Raw genomic sequence first — 20421 nt, forward strand, 5'->3', positions numbered from 1 at the left:
ATGATGCATAATCGCCGCCGATGACTGGCCATGTAGCACGCCCAGCTCCTCGCTAACGATCGGTCCGGTCGGCGGCTATCCTCCTTTTCTTCCCATGCGCGCACTGATTGTCCTGCTTGCTTTGTTGTTGCCGATGCAGCTCTCCTGGGCGGCAGTGGCGGCGTATTGCCAGGAAGAAAGCGAACGGATCACGACCCATCTGGGGCATCACGAACATCCTTCCGCCACAGCAGATGCGCCAACAGGGACCGAGAAACCAGCGCCCAGCGTTAGCGACGCTGACTGTTCCCTGTGCCATTTTTCTTGCATCAAGTCGCTGGACATCTGCCGCTTGAGCGTGGCCGTTCCGCTGGCGCCTCAGCAAAAGGCGCATCCGGCTTACCTCCTTCATCCCGCCTCCCATATCGCCGATGGGCCTGACAAGCCCAATTGGCCGCTCGCCGCCTGACTCGGCGAGACTGACCCGCACCCCCACGCGCTCTCGCCGGATTCCCCTTTTCATCACCGGAGAATTCGATGTATCGGCACAGCATTTTGCTGGCGCTCGGGCTGCTTGCAGCCGGCGTCAGCCATGCGCAGGACACTGCGCCTGCAAACACGGAACACCCCCAATCCCACACCGCCTCGTCTCTTGCTCAAGAGCCTCGCTTGCTGTCGCTGCCGGCAGCCATCAGCCTGGCGCTCGAGCAGAACAAGACCCTGGCCGCCGCCCGCAAGGAAATCGAGGCGGTCGAGGCCACCATCATCCAGGCGGGAGCACGGCCCAATCCTGAGTTCTCGGCGCTGATGGAGGACTTCCGCAAGTCCAGCCGCACCACCACCTACCAGATCACCCAACCCATTGAACTCGGCGGCAAGCGCAGCGCCCGTATCGAAGCCGCCCAGCGCACACGGGAGATGGCCTTGCTGGACTACGCCGCCAAGCGCACCGAGATTCGCGCAGGGGTGATCGCGGCCTATTACGAGGTCATGGTCGCGATGGAACGCCAACGCCTGGCCAAGGAGTTGCTGGGACTGGCCAAGACCGCGGCGGACATGACCGGCCGTCGCGTCACGGCGGGCAAGATCTCGCCGGTCGAGCAGACCAAGGCCAGAGTGGCCGAATCCAGTGCGCAACTGGAATTGCACCAGGCCGACAGCGATGTGCTGCTCGCGCAGAAGAAACTGGCGACGTTCTGGGGGGCGGTCGGCAATGCCTTCGAGCTCACGGAGGGCGGCGTCGAAACCTTGCCAGTGCTCCCTTCAATCGCACAGCTCACCGGGAAGGTGGCTGTGGGACCGGCGGTGAAGCTGGCGCAGCTGGAAGTAGAGCGCCGCCGCGCACTGGCGCGGATAGAGACCAGCAAGCGCACACCGGACGTGAATCTCAGTTTTGGTAACAAGCGTGACGAATCCAATGCCAGAAACATGTGGGTGGTCGGCTTCTCCGTTCCCATCCCGGTGCTGGACAGCAACAAGGGCAACGAGCTGGAAGCCTTGAAGCGCGTCGACATCGCCCGCGACGAACTGTCCATCGTGGAGGTGCAGATGCAGAGCGAGGCCGCCAAGAGCTTCGAACGCCTGCGCAACGCCAGGGAAGAAGCCGCTGCCTTGCGCAACGAGATCGTCCCCGGCGCACACAGCGCCTACCAGGCCGCGCGCACAGGATTCGAACTGGGCAAGTTCGCCTACCTGGATGTACTGGACGCGCAGCGCACCTATTTCCAGGCCAAGGCGCAGTACTGGAAAGCGCTTTCCACCGCATTCCAGGCCGCCGCAGACCTGGATCGTCTGGCCGGCAATGAGACCCCTTCAGCAGAGTGAGAACAACATGACCAGGAAGCAGAAATTCGCCATCGCGGCGATCATCGCCATCGCCGCAATCTTGTCGGGGATCAGCCTGATGCAGGCCGGTACTCCAGCCGGCGCAGAAAAATCCTCCGCACACCAGGAGGAGAGCGGCCACAAGGATAACGAGCACCACGGCGAAGAGAAAGGCGGCGAGCACAAGGACTCCGCAGAACACGGCGAGGGGGAGCACCACGACGCTGAGCCCTCCAGGGAAGAGGGCAAGATCGCGTTGAACCCTGAGCAGATCGCGACCGCCGGCATCGAGGTGAAGACAGCTGGCCCCATGATCTTGAACAGCAGCGTGCAACTGCCGGGCGAGATCCGTTTCAACGAAGACCGCACTGCGCACGTCGTGCCGCAGGTGGCCGGCATCGTGGAATCGGTCTCGGCCAAGCTGGGCCAGAAGGTCAGGAAGGGACAAGTCCTGGCGGTGATCAACAGCAGCGCCGTGTCGGAACAGCGATCCGAGTTGCTCAACGCCGAGCAGCGCCTGGCCCTGGCCAGGACCGCCTATCAACGCGAGAAGCACCTGTGGGAACAGAAGATCTCCGCCGAACAAGACTACCTGCAAGCCCAGGCCGCATTGCGTGAAGCCGAAGTGGCCGTGCGCAACGCCCAGCAGAAGCTGCGCGCCATCGGTGCGACGGCGTCCTCCGGTGGCCTGAACCGTTATGAAATCCGCGCGCCATTTGATGGCGTCGTTGTGGAAAAACACCTGGGCCTGGGCGAGGCGGTCAAGGAAGACGCCAACGCCTTCCTCATTTCGGACCTCAGCAGCGTATGGGCCGAGATCATCGTCTCGCCCAAGGACATGCAGTTCGTCCGCGCGGGCGAGAAGGTCACCGTTCGCGCCACCGCCTTCGACGCCAGCGCGAGCGGCAAGATCTCCTACGTCGGCTCCCTGATCGGCGAACAGAGCCGCACCGCCAAGGCCCACGTGATCCTGCCCAATCCGGATGACAGCTGGCGCCCCGGTCTGTTCGTGAATGTCGAGGTGGTGTCGGACGAGGCGCAAGTGCCCGTGGCGGTCTCGGTGGATGCGCTGCAGACCGTGGAAGAGAAGAGCGTCGTCTTCGTGCGCGTGCCTGGCGGCTTTGCGGCCCAGCAGGTCGTCACCGGACGCAGCAACGGCAAGTTCGTGGAAATCCGATCCGGCCTCAACGCCGGCGCCGAATATGCCGCCACCGGCAGCTTCGCCATCAAGGCCGAGCTGGGCAAGGGTTCCGCCGAGCATAGCCACTAAGACCGGCGACTTCGAGAGAGACGACAATCATGTTTGAACGCATCATTCGCTTCGCCATCGAGCATCGATGGCTGGTCCTGCTCGCGGTGCTGGGGATGGGCGCCTATGGCGTCTACAGCTACCAGAAGCTGCCCATTGACGCCGTGCCCGACATTACCAATGTGCAGGTCCAGATCAACACCTCCGCGCCCGGGTATTCGCCGCTGGAGGCCGAGCAACGCATCAGCTATCCGATCGAGACGGTGATGTCCGGCCTGCCCAATCTGGAACAGGTGCGGTCCCTGTCCCGCTACGGCCTGTCCCAGGTGACGGTCATCTTCAAGGATGGCACGGACATCTACTTCGCCCGCCAACTGGTCAATGAGCGCATCCTGCAGGCCAGGAGCCAGCTGCCGCCAGGCATCGATCCGGGCATGGGGCCGATTTCCACCGGCCTGGGGGAAATCTACCTGTGGACGGTGGAAAGCCGGGACGACGCGCGCAAGCCCGACGGCACCCCCTATACCGCGACGGACCTGCGGGAAATCCAGGACTGGGTCATCAAGCCGCAACTGCGGCTGGTTCCCGGTGTGACCGAGATCAACACCATCGGCGGCTTCGCCAAGGAGTACCTGGTCGCACCGTCCGCAGAGAAGCTGGTCTCTTACGGCATGACGATGGACACCATCATCAAGGCGCTGGAAAAGAACAACAGCAATGTCGGCGCCGGCTACATCGAGCGGCGTGGCGAGCAATATCTGATCCGCGCACCGGGCCAGGTAGCCTCGATCGAAGACATCGGCAACATCGTTCTGGCCAACGTCAAAGGCGTTCCCATCCGGATACGCGATGTGGCCGAGGTCGAGATCGGACGTGAACTACGCACCGGTGCAGCCACCGAGAACGGCCGTGAAGTGGTGCTCGGCACCGTCTTCATGCTGATCGGCGAGAACAGTCGCAAGGTCTCGCAGGCCGTCGCCAGGAAGATGGAAGAGATCAACCGCAGCTTGCCCAAGGGCGTCGAAGCGGTCACCGTCTATGACCGTACGGTCCTGGTCGACAAGGCCATCGCCACGGTCAAGAAGAACCTGGTCGAAGGCGCCTTGCTGGTGGTGGCCGTGCTCTTCGTCTTCCTCGGCAACATCCGCGCCGCCATCATCACGGCAATGGTGATTCCCCTGGCTATGCTGTTCACGTTCACCGGCATGGTCTCCAACAAGGTGAGCGCGAACCTGCTCAGTCTGGGGGCGCTGGACTTCGGGATCATCATCGATGGCGCCGTGGTGATCGTGGAGAATTGCGTACGCAGGCTGGCGCACGCCCAGGCGCACCATGGCCGTACCTTGACGCGCAGCGAGCGCTTCCACGAAGTGTTCGCCGCCGCCAAGGAAGCGCGCCGTCCGCTGATCTTTGGTCAGCTGATCATCATGATCGTGTACCTGCCCATGTTTGCGCTCACCGGCGTCGAAGGCAAGATGTTCACGCCGATGGCCTTTACCGTCGTTGCCGCCCTGATCGGCGCGATGATCCTCTCGGTCACCTTCATTCCGGCCGCCATTGCCTTGTTCATCGGCGAGAAGGTCGCCGAGAAAGAGAACATCTTGATGCTCTGGGCCAAGCGTCTGTATGAGCCGATGCTCAAGACGATCATGGAAAACAAGCCCGTCGCCCTCACCTTTGCCGGCGCGTTGATCCTCGTCTGCGGCGTCGTCGCCAGCCGTCTTGGCTCGGAATTCGTGCCCAGCCTCAATGAAGGCGACATGGCGATCCAGGCGCTGCGCATTCCCGGCACCAGCCTGACCCAGTCGCTGGAGATGCAGAAGCAGATCGAGAAGACCTTGAAGCAGAAATTCCCCGAAGTGGAGCGCGTATTCGCCCGCACCGGCACGGCGGAAGTGGCGTCCGACCCGATGCCGCCCAACATATCGGATGGCTACATCATGCTCAAGCCGCAAGAGCAGTGGCCCGAACCGAAGAAGAGCCGCGAGGAGCTGCTGGAGGCGATCCAGGAAGAGGTCGCGAAGATCCCCGGCAACAGCTACGAGTTCTCGCAACCCATCCAGCTGCGTTTCAACGAACTGATCTCCGGCGTGCGCAGCGATGTGGCGGTGAAGGTCTTCGGTGACGACATGCAGGTGCTCAACGACACCGCCAGCAAGATATCGGCCGTCCTGGAGAAGATCCCCGGCGCCACCGAAGTGAAGATCGAGCAGACCACCGGCCTGCCCATGCTGACGGTGGAGATCGACCGTGAGAAGACGGCCCGATACGGCCTCAATGTCTCCGACATCCAGGACACGATCGCCACCGCCATCGGCGGCAAGGAAGCCGGCACGATGTTCCAGGGCGACCGTCGCTTCGGCATCGTGGTGCGCCTGCCGGACCAGGCCCGTACCGATCTGGAGGCCATCCGACGGCTGCCGATTGCCCTGCCGCCACAGGAGGGCGCCACGCGCGTGAGCTATGTGCCGCTGGGTGAGGTCGCGTCCCTGACGATCGCCCCCGGCCCCAACCAGATCAGCCGCGAGGATGGCAAGCGCCGCATCGTGGTCAGCGCCAATGTGCGCGGGCGCGATCTGGGCGGTTTCGTGGCCGAGGCCGAGCGCCAGCTGCAGTCTGCGGTCAAGGTACCCGCCGGCTACTGGACGACCTGGGGCGGCCAGTTCGAGAACCTGCAATCGGCAACGCAGCGATTGCAGATCGTCATCCCGGTCGCCTTGCTGATGGTCTTCGTGCTGTTGTTTGCGATGTTCAGCAATGTCAAAGACGGCCTGCTGGTGTTCACCGGCATTCCGTTTGCACTGACGGGCGGCATTCTGGCGCTGGCCATGCGCGGCATTCCAATGTCGATCTCGGCGGCGGTGGGTTTCATCGCCCTGTCCGGCGTTGCGGTGCTCAACGGTCTGGTCATGATCTCGTTCATCCGGAGCCTGCGGGAAGAAGGGCGTACGCTGGATGAGGCCATTCATGAAGGGGCAATGACGCGCCTGCGTCCGGTCCTGATGACCGCGATGGTGGCCTCGCTGGGATTTGTGCCGATGGCGCTGGCCACCGGCACCGGCGCAGAGGTGCAGCGTCCCCTGGCCACGGTGGTGATTGGAGGCATCCTGTCCTCGACCGCGCTCACCTTGCTGGTGTTGCCGCTGTTGTACAAGCTGGCCCATGACAAGGACGAAGAAGACAATCCCGCAGGTCCGCTATCACGCCCGCCGTTCTGGAAATTCTGGGTCAAGCATTCATCCACCGTGAAGGGAAATCACCATGGCTACTGATACCAAGCGCTATACGAAGGTGTCTCTGCTGGCAGCGTCCGCAATCTTGATGTCCGCATGTGCTGCGCCTGCACGTGACAGCGTTCCCTGCACGATCTTGCAGCAGTCCAGCACCTGCGTAGCGGTGCCGCTGCATGACGATGCTCATGAGGATGAGGCCAAGGCATTGGCGCCTGCGCCCGAGGGATGGGGCTATCTGTACGTGACGAGGCCGTATTCCCAGCAGCGCAGCATCAAATCCAGGATTTTCGTGGATGATGTATTGCATGCAGAGTTGGGGCCGAAGACCTTCGCCCGGATAAAGCTGAGGCCGGGAACGCATACGATCAAGGTGACTGTGGAGGAGAGGAAGACCGTATCGATCCCGGTCGAGATGACAAAGGAGGCCTTCCTGGAATACCAGATCGTAGAGCACCTGCTTTCGGCTGAACCGACCATCAAGCCGGTCAGCCAAGGACGTGCGAGAGAGTCGATGCAGCCGCTTGATCTGGTCGTCACCAACACCGACTGAGCGAATCTGCTCATGGAGCAGGGGGCGCATTGTGCGCCCCTTTTTTTGGTCGATCCTCGGTGTCTTATCCTTCGCTCTTTTATAATTTTCGATCCGGCGCTATTCATCGTTGAACTATTCAGGCAAGTCGATGAGATCCCGTCCCTGATAAAAGAGGAGTTGAATGAGTAAATTTCTGCAATCGATACATGACGGCCTGCCCCAATGGCTGGCCGACTGGTTCGATGTTCTAGTGCCGACCGCAGAGGTCATCCTGATCGTGCTCGGCGCATTGGCGATCATGCGCGTGGCCAGGATGCTGATTGGCAGGCTGGCGCTCACCTACGGATTTCCTAACAAAGCGGCCGCACTGACGCAGCGCGTGCTCGGGTTCTTTGTCTATGGTGGCGCGCTGCTGTGGGCGCTGGAACGCATGGGTGTTTCCAGCGCCGCGCTATGGTCTGCCTTTACCGGATTTGCGGCGGTGGGCGCAGTGGCGTTCTTCGCCGCGTGGAGCGTGCTGTCCAACCTGTTCTGCGCCATCCTGATCTACACCACCCAGCCATTCCGGGTCGGGGATGTGATTGAGGTTCTCGAAGGTGGCGATAAGCCGGGGTTAAAGGGGCGGGTGCTCGACATCAATCTGGTCTATACCACCCTTGCGGAGGAGCATGAGGGGGGCGAGACGACCTTGCAACTGCCTAACAGCCTGTTCTTCCAGAGGATCGTGCGTAGGTGGAGTGATGGGTCTGGGTCTTTGTCCTGAAACCATTGCAGTCCAGGTCGGGTTGCATCGGGAGTCGTCCTTCTTCGCTCAGAAATTTGCCTGGAAAACGGCGCCCCCTGAAATAGAAGCAATTCCCGATGCTATCTCTATGGGATAAGGTTTTCAGATCTTGACCTTAGGAAATCTGGCGCTAGGGGGCGTAAATTGGATTCCAGATGAAACAATCAATCCATTATCTGTGACGGTCAAATCGGGACGCTCTTCTTCCTTCGCCCATAGCTCAAGGTTCATGCGTGCATATCGGTCAACCACTTTCACGATGTTCCTCAAATGGCGATGCAGTTGCAGCACGCTCAGCTGCGTCTCATCCTCTGACGTCAAAAGTTTCTGCTCGGCTACTTCCTTGAGAATGGTTGCAGATTTTTTCTCGCTGTCATCACGGCCTTTCATCACGTATTGAATGATTTCAAGCACTTTGTCGCGAGCAAAACGCTCTTGTTCTGAGGCGTTTGATTCGCCGCTCGCTAACGAACTCATGCATATATCTGCGGCTTTGGAGATATCCGAGGTAGAACTGTTTTTAAGAGCGTTACATAGAGGTACCGTGCTGCGAAGTATTAGCAGGGCGGTCCGCAAGGAGTCTCTGAAATTATCCATCGCAGATGGGAGTCCGATATAAATTCGCTCTCTGAAAGTCTCCCCATCGATAAGTAGCTTCCATGTAAATCTATCGCTAAACGGTATTTCATGGAGCTGACTTGAAGAAAAATCGCTTCCCAATAAGGAGAACTGTGCAAATGATTGTTCAAATTTCACGAGGTCGGCAAATTCCTTTACCAAGATGGGCGAGATGCTGCCCTCGTTCGTATCTCGCTCTTCAGAGTTCGATGGAGGATCGACATGAATGACTTGAAGCTCTCTCTGACTGTCGAAATAGCACAGCGTGCAGGCATACGATTTAATATTTCTCTTATAACGAAAATTAGTTGCGGGATTAATAAATGAAATACTGAGGATCTTGCTGGCCTGTTTTAATCCAGGTTGCAAAAAGGTCCATCGTTTGGGACCAAATGTTCCTTTCGCCTCGAGGCTGAACCAGTTTTTCCCGTCGAGTTCAAAGACATAATCTGGATTGAGGGCGTCGTCATAAAAGAGATCGGTGGTTATATCGAGCTTCGTTGCGTTATCTTTTGCTATTTGTACATGCCAGAACCGCGTTATTTTCGCTCCGCCTTGATAGCGGGTGGCCCAGATTTCAGCAGCAGCGCGGCAAAAAATCATGCCGAATAATGTAGCCAGATCTCCTGATTCAGTTTTTTCCAATAGATCGAGAGGAATCACGCTTTGAATGGTAGGTGGTGTTCCTTGTCGCGAGATTAGGCGGTTAGCTAAACTCAGTCTTCCTATGAGATAGCGTCGCATATGACGCCACCAGGAAACGGCGGTTGGAGTGAATAATTCGGTTGGTACGGCGCCATAGCCGCTGTTCAATGCCATCGCCATTAATCCAGTTGTTGGAATTGGATCGTGCGGAGGTGATCCCAATTTGAACTGGCTTTTAAATGGATCGGTATCCAGATCGAAATTGATATCTTTTGATGTAGAAGAAGCCTTTGGAACAAAGTAGGTAATTTGGCTTGTCATATTTATCTTGTAATTAAGGACCGAGAAAGTCTACTACGCTGCCAAATGCGCTTATTCATAAAGTCGAGAAAGCAATGTACTAATGAGTTAAAGATCTACCCATCGTTGTAATGCGAGTCATCTCACGTACCGGCAACCAAAGTGTAAATCATACGTGGATTCTATATGTCGGGATGCGGAATCTGATGGGGGCGACTTGTTGTGTTCAGGTCTCACTGCCTGTGGCGAGGGATGAGTTTGTCACATTCGGGATAATTTTTTTCCGTGACAGAAGAACGTCTGTTGAATTGCACTGAAACTAATCCACGGATGGTGTGGATCAATTTTGGATGTAATTCACTTGCGCGTCGCCTTAATGGGATAAGAACGGGAAGTTCCGGCAACATGATCTATCTCGTCCTTCGTCCGACATGAGCTTCATCTCGATTTACGCATAGTCTAGACCCATCCCCCTCGTGGCGCGATAGTCCCGAGGAGTTTTCGCATAACGCTGGCGAAACGACTTACTGAAGTGAGCCAGGTCGTTAAATCCGCGATTGAAGGCGATGGTGGAGATGCTCAGCGCGGACACGCGTGGATCAATCAGGTCTTCCGCAACCAACTCAAGGCGGCGGCGCCAGATCAGACGCGATAGGGAGGTTCCTTCTTTTTCCAGTAACTGATTGATATACCGGACAGACAAGTGCAGCGCACCGGATACCAGCGAAGGGTTGAGCTCCGGATTGCTGATATTGCTTTCGATGAATGAGCGGACGCGCACTAGCGCGGCGGTCTTGCACTCGGATAATTCCATGGGCCCCCGCTGCAGGGATTCGGTCATCATTGCACTGACGAGGTCGACGAGATTCTGTCTTATCCGGCTTGCCGGAACACCATCCAGCTGGTGAGTGCGTGTAGCCAGATGACCGATGTAATTCAGCACGAGCGGGAAGATTTCGCTGTCGGTGGAGAAATCTTGTGCCGCCAGACAATCAAGACCTCGTACCGCCTTGCCCAAGGCGTCATAAGGAAGCTGCAGAACCAGAATCTGGACAGGCTCGTGGAAGTTGAGCGCATAGGGCCGTGCGGCGTTACAAAATGCGCCGCCCCTATCTTTGAGCAGGGTCTGCCTGCCATCCTGTCGCGCCTCGCAGGAACCATCCAAGACGAAGTTGAAGATCAATGATTCGCTTCCCGCATGCTGTGACAGCTCGTTGGTACGTAAGGCGCAATGCGGGCTGGCGCGGATATGCGAGATATGCAGGTCCGCTACGTCGAAGCATTTCATTTCCGCCTCGAAAGGTGCTGCACCGAGCAGCCTGAAGTCCAGGGGAAGGATCTTGTCGGAGACCAGTTCGTGCCAGTAGGCCAGACTGTCGGGGGCGCCGGCTGAGCGCGTGGACAGGGTCATGACCTGCTTTTTCTCTCCTGCCTGCGAAGATGTGCTCGTCATCATGATGGTGTGCTGAAACTTAGGATCGACCAAGTTCATTGCCTGATCGCGGCCCCTCAAAAGAGTGGCCGATCCACGCAACGTCTCCTTTAGGCGCTAGCAAATTTCGCGCCATGAATAATTTTTTGTTCTACGCCTGACGGCCGCGCAAGAGCTTTCCGGCGCCAAATCTCCACCTGAAACAAGTAACGGCTCCCAACCAGACAAGACCACCAATCCAGCCAATTGAATCCGCCGTTTCAGCCAAGTGGAAAAGCCCTTCCTGCTGCATAGTCCGGCTCGTAGATGGGGAAACAATATACACGGTTCGATGCAGTTTCAACACTTTCTGCGAGGCGGGGGCTTGTCGGAGCAGCTGCCGTTGCAGAAGGGCTTCCGTCATCTTCCTAGCCCATTAACTAACCGCCAAGGAAAACAAGAGTGAAGACTCTGACACGCTGTGGAATGATTTTGCTGGCCGCTTCACTGTTGCCGCTGTCTCATGCGACCGAGGGCGGTGGATCGACCTATTTTTCAGGAGCCGATAATTTTCTGCTCGGCGCTGTTCCACCGCCGGGGCTCTATGTCCTGCAATTCGGCAACGTCTATTCGAGCACTCGCCTGAATGATGACAACGGCAATGCCAAAGCCATCCCCGGCTTCTCCGTGCACTCAAAGGTGCTCGCTACGCGCATAGTGTGGTCTACCCCTTACCAGCTACTGGGTGGGAATCTGGTCATGCATACCATCTTGCCGGTGGTCAATCTTTCCGTCGATGCCGCAGGTAGTAGCCAGACCAAAACCGGCCTGGGCGATATCACCTTCGGACCTGCGGTCGCGAACCACTACTCGGCGCACCTGCATAGCGTGTACGGCTTCGATCTGGTAGCTCCAACCGGTGCCTACAACAAAAACGACCTCGCCAACATCGGACGCAACTATTGGTCTCTGCAACCTCTGCTGGCTATGTCGTACATCGACAAGGATGGCTTCAACGGCGACTTCAAGGCGACGTTCAATATCAACCAAACCAACTCGGCAAGTCACTATCGTAGTGGGACCGAATTCAACCTGGACTATGCGGCCGGTTACAGCGTTGCGCGGGATTGGGTGGCGGGGATCAGCGGCTATTGGTATCGCCAGATTGCTGACGACGAGCAACAGGGCGCAAACCTATCCGGCACCAGGGGAAGAGCGTTCGCCATCGGACCCTCGGTCAAATATGACAATGGGCGAGGGTTCGTCCTCACGGCAAAGATCCAGCGAGAGATGGCGGTAAGCAACCGCACCCAGGGGACCGCATTGGCGTTGCGCGCTTCTATCCCCTTCTGACTTGTTCATTGCTGCGCATGCAGCTTGACCGGCACTTTCCTGAAGACAGGAAAGCAGCTTCCTTCCACAGCAGATTCTTGACTGGAATCCAACATGAGCCCTACACATCCAAAGTACAAAGTCGCAGTGGTCCAGGCCGCTCCCGTATTCCTTGACCTCGACAAGACCGTCGACAAGACGCTGTCGTTCATTGAGGAAGCCGCACGGCAAGGCTGCAAGCTGATCGCTTTTCCCGAGACCTGGCTGCCCGGCTATCCATTCCACGTCTGGATGGGAGCGCCTGCATGGGCCATTGCAAGGGGATTCGTGCAGCGCTATTTCGATAATTCGCTCGCTTATGAGAGCCCGCAGGCCGCGAGGATCTCGGACTGTGCGCGGCAGAACCGCATCACCGTAGTGCTGGGGCTATCCGAACGCAGTGGCAGCACCCTGTATATCGCACAATGGCTCATCGGGCCTGATGGCCAGACCATCGCTCGGCGCCGCAAGCTACGTGCAACGCACGCCGAGCGTACGGTCTTTGGCGAGGGAGATGGCAGCGATCTGGCTGTCCACGAAACACTGGAGCTTGGCCGTCTCGGAGCAATGTGCTGCTGGGAGCACCTGCAGCCGCTCAACAAGTTCGCCATGTATGCACAGAACGAACAGGTGCACGTTGCGGCATGGCCCTGCTTTTCTCTCTACGAACCCTTCGCGCCAGCGCTTGGTTGGGAGGTGAACAATGCGGTGAGTCGGGTCTATGCAGTCGAAGGTTCGTGCTTTGTGCTGGCGCCGAGCTGCGTCATCTCGCAAGAGGCTATCGACGAGCTATGCGATAGTCCGGACAAGTTGGGGCTGATTCACGCAGGAGGTGGCCATTCAGTCATCTACGGGCCCGATGGCAGTGCGCTCACCCAGAAGATGCCGGAGCATCAGGAGGGATTGATTTACGCTGATATTGATCTCGGTGTCATCAGCATCGCCAAGAGCGCCGCCGATCCTGCGGGACACTATGCACGTCCGGATGTCACGCGATTGCTGTTCAACAAGGCACGCGCAAGACCGGTTGAGTATTTCTCTGCTGGCGGTGAGAACGCAGTCAAGGCCACAGATGGCTTTGCCACAGCATCAACAGAGGTTGGGCAAGACGGAGCTGATGCGACTAATGTCGGTACTTGACCGCATGTAGGGCTGCGCATGCATGCGCAGCCACTCCAACGAATCAGGAATGGGTAAATAATTTCCTCGTACTCGCTTCTTGCCGCTCGCAGCCGCTGGCCGCGCACGCATGTGTGCGTGGTCATTTCTATTTTTGCTTGACGACGAGACGGAATTCTCTTGCGGTGTCATCGTTGATTTTCATCACAGCTTCCTTGGGGCCAATCCAGGGCAATTCCGAAGGTTTTTTTCCCTGTAGCATAGGCACCATCAGCTCCAAAGCCCCGCGTCGATAGAGCGGGACAATATCGACCCCAATCGTCGCAACGCCGCCCATCTGGGTGTATCCACCCGGCGTATCCATGGCGATAGGGAAGTCATTCGCTTTGGCCACTTCGGCAATTTCTTTTCGCATAGCGTAGGTATCAGCACCCAGCAAGCCGATGGCAATTTCCGCTTTCTGCGATTTTGCAGCGTAAATGGCCTTTTCCAGATCGCTGGAGACTGTCGCAGGCATGGGGACGATGACGACACTCTGTTGCTTGGCGACTCTCTCCCAGTCAGCCAGAAGACGTTTATGCGTAGCATTGTTGGGATTGAAAAGAACACCTAGCTTCTGCAGACCTGGCTTCAATTCTTGCAACATGCCGAGTTGCTGGGAAATCCCATCTGCAAGATAGCTGTGGACCCCAACGATATTCCCGCTGCCGCTGGCTAAGCTGGTCGTCAGCCCCTCCCTGATCGGATCATCCTGCACCGAGATGCAAAGCACAGGAACTGTCGTCGTTACATTTTTTGCCGCAGCACATCCAGGAGAGCTGGAAGCCACCAGATAATCCACATTCTCGGCCAGCGTTTCTCGAATGAGTGCAGGCATGAGGCTCATGTTGCCTTCTGCTGTGCGAAATACGACCTGCATGGTACGGCCGTCCTTGTAACCGGCATCGGCCAGTCCATCAAAGAAAGCCTGGTTGGTAACGGCCATCTTGGGATAGCCCCCGGCACCTGCCACGAAGCCGACGCGAGGAACTGTGTTTTCTTGTGCCAACGAAATGCCAGCACTCATTGAGGCGGCGACCAAACCAGCACTTGCGATATACCTATGAATTTTCATTTCATGCGTCTCGTATTTTTTAAGTTGAGCCGAGAAGCCGGGCCAAGTCGCCATTTACTCTCATCTACAGGAGCATCGTGGCGATTGGCGCGGACCCTATATCGGACTATGTGCGGCGGGCTCCCACCAACACGAAAAGAATCGTTGCAGGTTTATCGCTGGTGTTGCGCCACGCATGGCGGGTGCCATTCTGGATCACCACATCATGCGGCGCCAAACGCTTCATCGCACCGCCGTCCAGCTCAAGATGCAACTCTCCGTCCAGCAGTACCGCATAGTCGACGGTATCGGTGGTATGCATGCCGGGGCTGTCGCTCTCGAACTTCTCTGCCAATCCGGGAAGCACCTGCAGGTACTCGTCACGCGCGGCGATGGGGTCAAATTCCCGGTTCGTCATTACCGAATCTGGTGGGAAGCATGCGATTATCAGGTTGGTGCCGTTGGGAACCGGCACCCAGGACTTAGCCACCTCCGCAGGATCGCACGCTGGCGCAGGAATAACCGCGTCAGCTTCCGTTTCCCAGAATAACGAAGTCACGAAACCAGGAATGTGCTGGAATGCCGTGGTACGCGGCGGCGCTGCGTCGGACAGGAAAATCGACTGCCCGCTGGCATCATGGCCCGTCACGATACGTCTGTATTGCATGATGTGCGCTCCTTGTTTCAATGCATGATTACCACGTTGGTGAATCCTCCGGTGCGCTGCTCAATAGCGGCTAGCGCTTCGTTCACCTGCTCCAGGGAGAATCGTTCGTGATCGAAGACATTCAGGTTCAACGTACCCGCGTGAGCCATATTGGCCATATCCTGCCCTTCAGAGGTGGAGAGCCATAGCGAGCCGATATAGGACTTCTGCAAGCACATGAGGGGGAACGGTTCCAGGGGAATCGGATCTGACACGCCGCCGATATTGATCGCCTTGCCGCCACGGCGCAATGCATTGAAAGAATCGAGGACCGCCGAGACGGGGGCATTGGGTCCCAGTGCTTCGATCAGCACATCGACACCGTACCCATTCGTCGCTTCCATCACCGATTCGGCGACCGGGCCTTCGCCCATCGCAATCGGAATGATCCTTTGAGGGTCGATGCTGCGCACGCGGTCAAGCAAGACCTTGTTTCGCGCCGTCGCATAGATTTTGGCTGCGCCCATCGCCAACGCCAGGATAACAGCGCCAAGACCAAGCGTACCCGTACCACCATCGATCAGGACTGTCTGCCCTGGCGCGAACTGCGCCTTGCGTAATGCCGAATAGGCCGTGCCGAGATAGCCGAAGCGAGCGGCCTGTTCGAAACTGATGCTATCGGGAAGCTTTACCAGATTGGCCGCTGGTGCGGTCATGTACTGGCCAAATCCGGCATAAGGATAGTCTTCAAAGATTTTCTGTGACCCTGGGCCGAAACCGAAATAGCCCTGGAAGGTGAATGCAGTGCAGTTGATAGGGTCACCGCGGCGGCAAGCCTCGCACGATCCGCAGGAGAGGCCGGGGTTCACATACACTCGGTCGCCCGGCTGGATACCGCGAACCTGAGCGCCGACTTGTGTTACTACACCTGCGGAATCCAGTCCGTAAATGGCAGGTAGCGTCGGCAGAGGTAAAAATGGAAACCACTGCGCATAGTGCGTGACCACATTGTGCAGGTTGGGTACCACGCCTGCTGCTTTTACCTCTACAAGTACATCGGTAGGCCGAACCTCGGGAACGTCGACCGTATCGATCTGAAAAGGCTCTCCAATCTTGTGCAGGCGGGCCGCACGCATCGTTTTGGTCATGTTTTCTCCTTGTTTGGGCTGGTGGAAAACTGACCGGATCGACCAGATCCGGTCGTCAGTGTGTGACGAGAGAACAAAGTCCGTCATGACAGACTTGAGCATCTTCTCTGGAGGGCCATGAATTCGCCGCCACGCATTGAACTTTCAGATGTGGGCGCTGGTTTGACCACGCACGCAACGATAGATGCGTGATGCCGAGGGCGCGCTCAACTGGCATCAGTTCAGGCGTACGGTGACTTCCGTGGGAAGGCTGACTTCGTGACCGTCTGCAAGATCGACAACGACGAGCAAGGACCGACCAGCGAACTGCGTCTGTCGGCGAACAGAGGGAATGGATACGTGTCCCGGCGTATTCAGGGCGCGAAAAATGCGACTGATAAAGGTCATTTGTGTCTCCATATTTTTTAGGTGTCACGCTCAGCCGTTTATTGCTACAGGCAAGCAGCATCGTTTTTTTTAGTATTTCTGATCCGGATCACGTCGTATAGACTGTGCACAGAGTGCACGACCTGGGAGTCAAAAATGCCGCGTATCGATAGCTTGATTAATCCCCAGACTTACCGGGAAGTGAGGGGGTTGAGCCGAAGAATTGCCGTTCTGCGTGCACTCAACGCCATGCCAGGAGGCATTGGTGGGGTCGCCGACTTGGCGCGTGCCAGCGGTCTGCATCGCACGACGGTGAAACGTCTTCTGGAGACGCTCAAGGCTGAAGGCCTGGTTCATCAGAAGGATGATGGCGCTTCGTATGCACTTGGTTTTGAGGTTCGCCGCTTATCCGAAGGATATGTAAGCGCGGACTGGATTGATCAGGTTGCCTCGCCTGCCATGTACAAGCACCTGCGGTCGCTCTCCTGGCCGAGCGACTTGGCCACGCCCGACAGCGGATTCATGATCGTACGAGAGTCTACTCACCGGGCAAGCTTGCTGTCTCAGCATCGCGCTACGATTGGTCTTCATATCCCTACGCTGGTGTCTTCGCTGGGAAGGGCATGGCTCGCAAATTGTTCGCAGGAAGAGCGAGAAGCCACGCTGGCAGTTCTGCGAAAGAGGACTGATTCTATCGGTGAGCTGGCGCGTGATAACGCCTACGTCAGGCGCATCCTGCAGGAAACCCGGAAAAGAGGCTACGCGGTTAACCGGGGAGAATGGTTATCGGAAGCTAGCGTGACTGCCATCGCCTTACCTATCCTGATCACAGGACAGGCCATAGGAGCAATCAACTTGGTATTGCAAAGCAATGTCGTTACCGACCGTGAAATTGCGGTGCGATATGTGCCTTTGCTGCGCACCTTGGCGGAGGAAATCTCCAAAGGCGCTTCCGCGTGCCGCGTTTAGGCTGCTCCCGTCAGGGTGATGAAATTTCGGCCAAGCCTGCTGCCTAAACAGCGGCCCATTCGGTCTGCGAAAATAGGTCCGCTCCCAGCCACGTCCCGCTTTGCACTACTTCAGCGACCACCTGGGTTATCAGGCGACGTCCTTCTCCGACTGCCGGCGAGTGGCTTCTTGCGGTGTTTTCACACAGTGCCCATGTAATGAACATCCCGCGAATCGGACTCCAGGAAACGGAGTCCTCCCACTGAGGATTTCCGCTGACTGCGCAGCAGGGCGTTACCGTATCGCTAAGACCCTTGCGTGCCAAGTCCATCGAGAGATTGACAGCGTCAACCTCAAAGGCATTGTTGAAACCTAATCCCTTGCGCGCAAGGGAGTTCTCAATATGGGCTCGAATCACGTTCGGTTTTCCAGGAAGCGCCAGTTTCAACTTATCCAGGCGGGCGAGAGGAACTGATTTTTCAGGCCGAAGCTCTGCATCCTTGTGAGAGACCAACACCAGTGGCTCTCGCACAAGTGCGTTATTGACATAACCGTTGGGAGAGGCGGCTTCAAAGGGAACGATGGCCAGGTCAAGCATGCCCGCATGCATATCTTCACGGAGGACATGGCTGACACCCTCGTGCACCCGTAGTGCAATGTTGGGATACCTCTCGATCAGCTTTTCAACGAAGCGGGATGTAAAGAGATACTGCCATGAGGGTGGGACCCCCACAGACAATTGTCCGGCAGCACGATCACCTACTTGTTCGATCAGGTTGGATAACTGGCGCAAGATAGGACGTGCTCGCTCACGGAGCAGATTTCCTGCATCGGTAAGTTGTACTCCGCCCTGGTTCCGGATGAAGAGCTTGGCCCGCAATTCGTGTTCCAGAACCGCGATATGGCGCGATAAAGCAGGCTGGGAAAGCCTAAGATCTACTGCCGCCTTGTTGATGCTGCCCAGCTCGGCCACACGCAAAAAATAGTCGATCAGTTTTGAGTCCATTTTGTCTCCTGCCTGCCAATTCTTATAGGTATGTGCGCAAACTCTTTCTCATCCAGCTATCAGAGAAGTAAGACGCTCGCTAGGGATAATCTCAAAATCGCGGGATCAGACCAATAATAATGGCTATCCGATTTGTGGATAACAAATATAGCCGATACGCATTATCGGCATAACTTCGAAGCGAATAAGATTCCCTCCAACGCACATCCAGAGCGACATCTGACTGGAGATGCGCTCGCAGTTGGTCCATCGGCCTTCCTAATAAATAAACCCAAGCGAGCGCATGCGGAGACAAGGTTTGCATGCCCATTCCGCATCAATGGCACAGCCCATTGAAGCAGGGTCAGGGACAGACAGGAGACAAGACAGTGTCCATTGCAGTGTTAAGTGCCTCCCATACCCCGCTGATGCGGGATGGGGTCGCCCCCGAAGACGTCCGTATTGCGGTACGGCAAGGATTCAAGGATCTGGCCAAGCGTGTACAGGACTTTCAGCCGGACCTCGTGATTCAGTTCGCTCCAGATCATTTCAATGGTTTTTTCTATGAGCTCATGCCCGCGTTCTGCGTCGGCGTGAACGCGACATCAGTGGGCGACTGGGACACGAAACCAGGTCCGCTTCCTGTGGCATCGGAAGATGCGCTGGCGCTTGCCAGGCAACTGATAGAAGACGGTATTGATGTGGCGCTGTCTTATCGCATGGAAGTCGATCACGGCTTTGTGCAGATATGGGAAGCCATGTTCGATACGTTTTCCTCATATCCCACCATTCCGATTTTCATCAACTGCGCGGCGCCGCCCTTGCCGACTTTCAAGCGGGCAAGACTTCTCGGCGAAGCTGTCGGCCGGTTTGCGCTTGCCACAGGCAAGCGGGTGCTTATTTCCTCCTCGGGCGGTCTGTCCCACGATCCTCCGACACCAAGCATTTCCACTTCTCCGGACGACGTGAAGCAACGACTCATCAGTGGTCGAAATCCTTCACCGGAGGCTCGTCTGGCCAGGGAGCAGCGAGTGCTCCAGGCTGGAGCGCGAGCGCTGCAGGGCGATCCGGCCATTCTTCCCGTCGATCCGGAATGGGACCGTGAATTCATTGCAAAGCTTCAAAGCGGCCAGTTGAGCGATTTTGACGCACTCAATAACGATGAGGTCAGGCGTAAAGCCGGTCGGGGTGGGCCGGAGGTACTCGCTTGGGTGGCGGCTTTTGCGGCTCTTTCCGTACAGGGACAGTACAAGGCGGATCTTCTCTATTACGAAGCAATCCAGGGCTGGATTGCTGGCATGGCGATGATGTTCGCTGAGCCTGCATCCAAGAGCGATTGAACCAAAAAGGATGATGGAAATGATTCACGAAATCGAGCTGGAAGCATTAGCTTCGGAGCTGCGCAATGCGCACGCCACAGGGGAATTCATTCAGCCGCTGCGCGACCGGCTGTCCTCGGCTGATATTGATAAGGCCTACGCGATCCAGGATATCAACACGAGATTCTATGAGGCCCAAGGTCGTCGCTTGGTGGGGCGAAAAATTGGCCTGACTTCCAGGGCGGTTCAACAGCAGCTTGGCGTTGATCAGCCCGATTTCGGAATGCTTTTCTCGGACATGGCCGTGGGAGAAGGCGAATCCATTGATATCAGGAACCTCCATCAGCCGAAGGTGGAAGCTGAAGTGGCGTTGATCCTGGGGGAGGACATCACGGACATCAATGTGACCGTGGCGGACATCATTCGGGCAATCGATTTTGTGGTTCCTGCCCTGGAAATTGTCGGCAGCCGGATTGCCAACTGGGACATCAAGATCTTCGATACGGTGGCTGATAACGCCTCTTCGGGCATGTATGTGCTCGGTGGTCCGGTACGCAGGATTGCAGATCTGGATCTGCGTGGATTGCAGATGAGCATGACACGCGAGCAAAACGCTGACCCTTCATCCAAATCTGTCGTTTCGCAAGGTGGCGGGGCTGCGTGCCTGGGCCACCCCCTGAACGCCGCAGTCTGGCTGGCCCGCGAAGTTGCCAGGCGCGGCCGTCCCCTGAAGGCGGGGGACGTCGTTCTCACCGGTGCTCTGGGGCCCATGGTTCCCGTAGCGGCCGGCGATACCTTCATTGCCCAGATGTCGGAGCTGGGTCAAGTTACAGCAACGTTTGTTTAAAGGT

General features: G+C 57.2%; 18 protein-coding genes. 11 read left to right on the forward strand and 7 right to left on the reverse strand.

Annotated features, from left to right (window positions below; genetic code table 11):
• Positions 1-94 precede the first annotated feature (94 nt).
• The 6 genes from BGK68_RS07470 (at position 95) to BGK68_RS07495 (ending at position 7580) form a co-directional block, all read left to right on the forward strand.
• On the forward strand, positions 95-448 hold the full coding sequence (locus BGK68_RS07470) for a cobalt transporter (protein WP_075256568.1): 354 nt from the start codon (positions 95-97) through the stop codon (positions 446-448).
• A 200-nt stretch (positions 449-648) separates the two neighbouring features.
• On the forward strand, positions 649-1803 hold the full coding sequence (locus BGK68_RS07475; protein WP_233149252.1) for a TolC family protein: 1155 nt from the start codon (positions 649-651) through the stop codon (positions 1801-1803).
• Between the two features lie 7 nt (positions 1804-1810).
• Positions 1811-3073, forward strand: coding sequence for an efflux RND transporter periplasmic adaptor subunit (locus BGK68_RS07480; RefSeq protein WP_083657750.1), 1263 nt, complete (start codon positions 1811-1813; stop codon positions 3071-3073).
• Positions 3074-3102: 29 nt separating this feature from the next.
• A complete protein-coding gene (locus tag BGK68_RS07485; protein ID WP_075256571.1) occupies positions 3103-6324 on the forward strand; it encodes a CusA/CzcA family heavy metal efflux RND transporter in 3222 nt (1073 codons plus the stop codon).
• A complete protein-coding gene (locus tag BGK68_RS07490) occupies positions 6314-6835 on the forward strand; it encodes a DUF2846 domain-containing protein (RefSeq protein WP_075256572.1) in 522 nt (173 codons plus the stop codon). Before BGK68_RS07485 ends, BGK68_RS07490 begins: the two co-directional genes overlap by 11 nt.
• 163 nt (positions 6836-6998) lie before the next feature.
• Positions 6999-7580, forward strand: a complete 582-nt coding sequence (locus BGK68_RS07495; RefSeq protein WP_198937174.1) for a mechanosensitive ion channel family protein — start codon at positions 6999-7001, stop codon at positions 7578-7580.
• Between the two features lie 123 nt (positions 7581-7703).
• Here BGK68_RS07495 and BGK68_RS07500 read toward each other — a convergent pair whose 3' ends face one another.
• Positions 7704-9185 (reverse strand): hypothetical protein, encoded by a 1482-nt coding sequence (locus BGK68_RS07500; protein WP_143432966.1) that lies wholly within the window; start codon positions 9183-9185, stop codon positions 7704-7706.
• A gap of 427 nt (positions 9186-9612) precedes the next feature.
• The gene (locus BGK68_RS07505) at positions 9613-10656 is read right to left on the reverse strand and encodes an AraC-like ligand-binding domain-containing protein (RefSeq protein WP_143432967.1); all 1044 of its coding nucleotides are present in this window, start codon (positions 10654-10656) and stop codon (positions 9613-9615) included.
• A gap of 381 nt (positions 10657-11037) precedes the next feature.
• Between BGK68_RS07505 and BGK68_RS07510 the strand changes: the two genes are divergently transcribed.
• Complete coding sequence (locus tag BGK68_RS07510) at positions 11038-11928, forward strand: SphA family protein (protein WP_233149253.1); 891 nt, start codon at positions 11038-11040, stop codon at positions 11926-11928.
• 93 nt (positions 11929-12021) lie between these two features.
• Positions 12022-13086 (forward strand): carbon-nitrogen hydrolase family protein, encoded by a 1065-nt coding sequence (locus BGK68_RS07515; RefSeq protein ID WP_075256576.1) that lies wholly within the window; start codon positions 12022-12024, stop codon positions 13084-13086.
• A gap of 127 nt (positions 13087-13213) precedes the next feature.
• On the opposite strand, the gene BGK68_RS07520 is transcribed toward BGK68_RS07515, so the two are convergent.
• The 4 genes from BGK68_RS07520 to BGK68_RS27790 all read right to left on the reverse strand — a co-directional run bounded on the left by BGK68_RS07520 (position 13214) and on the right by BGK68_RS27790 (position 16339).
• Entirely contained in the window at positions 13214-14233 is a 1020-nt protein-coding gene (locus BGK68_RS07520; protein ID WP_075256577.1) for an ABC transporter substrate-binding protein, read from the reverse strand.
• A 52-nt stretch (positions 14234-14285) separates the two neighbouring features.
• A complete protein-coding gene (locus tag BGK68_RS07525; protein WP_075256578.1) occupies positions 14286-14825 on the reverse strand; it encodes a cupin domain-containing protein in 540 nt (179 codons plus the stop codon).
• Between the two features lie 17 nt (positions 14826-14842).
• A complete protein-coding gene (locus BGK68_RS07530; protein ID WP_198937175.1) occupies positions 14843-15952 on the reverse strand; it encodes an alcohol dehydrogenase catalytic domain-containing protein in 1110 nt (369 codons plus the stop codon).
• 216 nt (positions 15953-16168) lie between these two features.
• Complete coding sequence (locus BGK68_RS27790; RefSeq protein ID WP_158035420.1) at positions 16169-16339, reverse strand: hypothetical protein; 171 nt, start codon at positions 16337-16339, stop codon at positions 16169-16171.
• A gap of 135 nt (positions 16340-16474) precedes the next feature.
• Here BGK68_RS27790 and BGK68_RS07535 point away from each other — a divergent pair, with 135 nt between their 5' ends.
• Positions 16475-17287 carry an IclR family transcriptional regulator domain-containing protein gene (locus BGK68_RS07535; protein WP_075256579.1) on the forward strand — a complete coding sequence of 271 codons (813 nt, stop codon included), beginning with the start codon at positions 16475-16477 and terminating at the stop codon, positions 17285-17287.
• Between the two features lie 43 nt (positions 17288-17330).
• Here BGK68_RS07535 and BGK68_RS07540 read toward each other — a convergent pair whose 3' ends face one another.
• Positions 17331-18272, reverse strand: coding sequence for a LysR family transcriptional regulator (locus BGK68_RS07540; protein ID WP_075256580.1), 942 nt, complete (start codon positions 18270-18272; stop codon positions 17331-17333).
• 368 nt (positions 18273-18640) lie between these two features.
• On the opposite strand from BGK68_RS07540, the gene BGK68_RS07545 reads away from it, so the two are divergent.
• The gene (locus tag BGK68_RS07545) at positions 18641-19591 is read left to right on the forward strand and encodes a 3-carboxyethylcatechol 2,3-dioxygenase (RefSeq protein ID WP_075259717.1); all 951 of its coding nucleotides are present in this window, start codon (positions 18641-18643) and stop codon (positions 19589-19591) included.
• A gap of 19 nt (positions 19592-19610) precedes the next feature.
• On the forward strand, positions 19611-20417 hold the full coding sequence (gene mhpD / locus BGK68_RS07550) for a 2-keto-4-pentenoate hydratase (RefSeq protein ID WP_143432968.1): 807 nt from the start codon (positions 19611-19613) through the stop codon (positions 20415-20417).
• Positions 20418-20421 lie beyond the last annotated feature (4 nt).

Source organism: Herbaspirillum camelliae, assembly GCF_001929405.1.
GTDB lineage: Bacteria > Pseudomonadota > Gammaproteobacteria > Burkholderiales > Burkholderiaceae_D > Herbaspirillum > Herbaspirillum seropedicae.